We start from the raw sequence: 3,338 nt of genomic DNA, 5'->3' as shown, positions 1-3,338 counted from the left end.
TGGCGAAATGGTCGAACCGTAGAGAATCATCGCAAAACACTCCTGTGCAAGGGCAGTCGATAAAGCCTCAAACGTCGCAAAAGTCGTAGGGTCCGCGACCATTTGTCCTATTTACCGGATGCGGTAATAGTCCGCCACGCGGTCAAGCGCGAGGGTCAGCACCAATTTGCCCGCGCGCGCCGGCCAGCCGAGCGCGGTTTCGGCATCGCGCATCCCCTCCCCGCCGCACACGATCCGCCACAAGATGTCGGCCAGCCCCGGCCCCGCCGCGTCGATCGCCTTGGCGAAGCGCGCTTTGGCGTCGACCTGCAACCCGCCGAGATCGGGCGCGAACGCCGCCCCGCCGCGCCCGCGCGCAACCGGGGCCGCATCCCACGCCATCGTCACCCGCTGCGCCAACTGGCCGCGCTCATAATCGAACCGCAGCCGCTCGCCCGCGTCAAACTGGCGCTGGGTCAGATGGCCGCGCGCGAACAGCCAGCCAAGCGGCGATTCGGTGAGGTTGACGGTCACCGATCGCGCCGGCCGCGCTTTCGTCACGGCATCGGCCGGCGTGCCGCGATCGCGCGGGTCGAGGGCTCGTTCGCTGAGCAACCGCCGATTTGAATGCATCTGTCTCTCCGCTGACCCCGAGTCGTTTCTTACTTGCCACAGAGGCGTTTCTGTAGGACAGTAAAAAACCACATGGGTTCGCTCGGAGTTTGACATGATCACCCGCATTCGCGAAGTTCGCCGCGCCAAGAAGATGACCCTCGACGATGTCGCCAAGGCCTGCGTGCCGTCAACCACCCCGCAGACCGTCGGCCGACTGGAAACGGGCACGCGCACCGTGTCGGTCGGCTGGCTCAACCGCATCGCCGCCGCCTTGGGGGTCGATGCCGCCGATCTGGTGAGCAACCCCGACAGTCACGAGATCAAGGTGGTCGCGATCCTTGGCACCAACGGCCACGCCAACGCACCGCGCAAGGCAACCCTGGTGGTCCCGCCCAAGCCCGCTGCGGGGCTGGTCGGAGTGACGGTCGCGGCGAGCATCGGCGATTATCGCGCGGGCGACGAAATCTGGTGCGAACCTCTCGAGGCGGAAGCCTATGGCCGAGCCCTCAACCGCGACATCATCGTCCCCCGCCCCGCCGGTCGGTTCCTGTTCGGGCGACTGATCGGTCGCGAGGAGGGCAAGCTGCAGTTACTGCCGCCGAGTACTGGCGGGCGCCAGCAAGTCGTGACCGATCCGCCGTGGGTGGCGATGGCGGTGAAACTGGTGCGGTCGCTTTAGGGGGCTAGTGTCTGCTTTCGACCCATTGCGGACGCTGGGCACAGTTTCAGGTCGTTGGAATCAGCGCCAGACAAAAGGCTGGGTCAGGAGCCGCGACATCAGGGACCGCAACTGGGCGAAGTCCGGCTGAAGAAGCAAGCTGTATCATCAAGGGGTAATTAGCATTCAACAGCTCATTGATTGCACGAGCGCGAGAGATTAGCCCGCCGAGCCGCATCCTATCTTCGTGATTCAGCTCGTCAGCATATTCAAAATCGGCAAGACTGCGCCATAGTTCCCGCTCATCCAGCTTAAGCCCGTTTATGGTCCGAAACTCGTCATACAGTTGGGCATATTGAAGGCGATCCTTCAATGGCAAATGAGCCGTAACATCATTGTCCTTATTGTCCCAAACGCTCGAATATTGACTTAGCATCGACGGCCGACCGATCGGTCGAAGCAGTTTGGGTAATGAGCCAGTCTTGGAACTCTGAAGCCACACTTCTATTTGATCCAACCTGCGGCCAACGCAACCCGCTTGGCGGAAGCGATATTCATAAGTACCCAAGTCGAGCGAAAGTTCGTAATCAACTGCCTTGCGGAACTCGCTCACTTCGCCCCGCCAGTTCCAAGTGTCGACCGCCTGCTGTGCGCCTAATGCGAGAAGCACGCCGATGACGATGATTGCGATCTCGCCGAGAAATCCGCGCCACCCGTTGAGTGGTTTCAACCAAGGAATTTTGATCCGTCTCACAACCGATCATTAGGGCAGTCGGCGGCTGGAGGGAATGCAACGGGCCGAACTGCCTGGCGCGAGACGGCGAGCGAGGATCATATGCTCGAGGGGTCGAGAGAAGGGTATCGGATATGACGTTGGAGCGAGTCGGAGTCTGAGAGGCTGCAGGCAATCACTAATGTCCGCTTTCACCCATATCGGACATTAGGACCTAGTGTCCGCTTTCCACCAACTAATCCGAGCAGGCGACGCCCCCTTTTAAGGCGTGAGCGGCCGAGGCCGTCACGCCACGTCATATCGGGAAATGGCCGGGCTGGGTTTCGATGGTGATCCAACGCGTTTCGGTGAAGCTGTCGATGCCCTGCCGCCCGCCGAAGCGGCCATGGCCCGACGCGCCCACGCCGCCGAATGGCATCTGCGGCTCGTCATGGACGGTCGGGCCGTTGATATGGCAGATGCCCGATTGGATGCGCCGAGCGACGGCCAGGCCCACGACGATGTCGCGCGTGAAGACCGAGGCTGCGAGGCCATAGTGGCTATCGTTGGCGAGTTCGACCGCATGGTCGGAATCGCGGGCGCGAATGATGGCGACGATGGGGCCGAAGCTCTCGTCGGTGTAAAGATCCATGGCGGCAGTGACGTTATCGACCACGGTCGGGGGCATGATGACGCTTTCCGCCGTGCCACCGGCGATGACTTTCGCACCCTTTGATGTGGCATCGTCGATCAGGCGTTTGACGTTGCTGACGGTCCGTTGATCGACCACCGCTCCAAGCGGGGCCTGGCCCTCGCGCGGGTCGCCAGCGGCGATGCTCGCCGCCTTGGCAGCGAACTTTGCGGCGAACGCGTCGGCCACCGCATCGACGACGATGATCCGCTCGGTCGACATGCAGATCTGGCCCTGATTCATGAAGGCGCCGAACGCCGCTGCCTTGACCGCCTCGTCGAGATCGGCGTCCTCGAGCACGATCAGCGGGGCCTTGCCGCCAAGTTCGAGCAGCACCGGCTTGAGGTGCTCGGCCGCGCGACGGGCGACAATGCGACCGACAGCCGTGCTGCCGGTGAAGTTGATGCGCTTGACCTCGGGCGCGTCGATCAGAGCGCCGACGACGTCGGCAGCATCGGCCGGCGCGTTGGTGACGAGATTGACGACGCCATCGGGGAAACCAGCCTCGGCAAACGCCTCGATGATCAGCGCGTGCGTCTGCGGACAGGTCTCGCTCGCCTTCAGGATCACCGTATTGCCGCACGCCAGCGGCACGGCGATGGCGCGCACGCCCAACACGATCGGCCCATTCCACGGTGCGATGCCGAGGATGACCCCGACCGGCTCCTTCAGCGCGAGCGCAA

The 3,338-nt window shown here is 62.9% G+C and carries 4 protein-coding genes; 1 reads left to right on the top strand and 3 read right to left on the bottom strand.

Going from position 1 to position 3,338, the window contains the following annotated elements:
• Nucleotides 1-111 precede the first annotated feature (111 nt).
• The gene (locus RMN73_RS06470) at nucleotides 112-612 is read right to left on the bottom strand and encodes a DUF6456 domain-containing protein (RefSeq protein WP_309602504.1); all 501 of its coding nucleotides are present in this window, start codon (nucleotides 610-612) and stop codon (nucleotides 112-114) included.
• A 94-nt stretch (nucleotides 613-706) separates the two neighbouring features.
• Between RMN73_RS06470 and RMN73_RS06465 the strand changes: the two genes are divergently transcribed.
• The gene (locus RMN73_RS06465) at nucleotides 707-1,273 is read left to right on the top strand and encodes a helix-turn-helix transcriptional regulator (RefSeq protein ID WP_309602503.1); all 567 of its coding nucleotides are present in this window, start codon (nucleotides 707-709) and stop codon (nucleotides 1,271-1,273) included.
• 46 nt (nucleotides 1,274-1,319) lie between these two features.
• Here the strand turns inward: RMN73_RS06465 and RMN73_RS06460 are convergent, their stop codons facing one another.
• The gene (locus RMN73_RS06460) at nucleotides 1,320-2,006 is read right to left on the bottom strand and encodes a hypothetical protein (protein WP_309602502.1); all 687 of its coding nucleotides are present in this window, start codon (nucleotides 2,004-2,006) and stop codon (nucleotides 1,320-1,322) included.
• Nucleotides 2,007-2,280: 274 nt separating this feature from the next.
• A partial coding sequence (locus RMN73_RS06455) for an aldehyde dehydrogenase family protein (RefSeq protein WP_309602501.1) occupies nucleotides 2,281-3,338 on the bottom strand: 1,058 nt, incomplete at its 5' end.

Origin of the sequence: Sphingomonas sp. (assembly GCF_031372575.1) — a bacterium.
Lineage (GTDB): Bacteria > Pseudomonadota > Alphaproteobacteria > Sphingomonadales > Sphingomonadaceae > Sphingomicrobium.
Note: the sequence above shows the minus strand (reverse complement) of the source record. Positions and strands in the feature narration are given on the sequence as shown.

Coding starts and splice junctions, on each gene's coding strand:
- RMN73_RS06465 (WP_309602503.1), top strand. CDS start 707: ATGATCACCCGCATTCGCGAAGTTCGCCGCGCCAAGAAGATGACCCTC.
- RMN73_RS06470 (WP_309602504.1), bottom strand. CDS start 612: ATGCATTCAAATCGGCGGTTGCTCAGCGAACGAGCCCTCGACCCGCGC.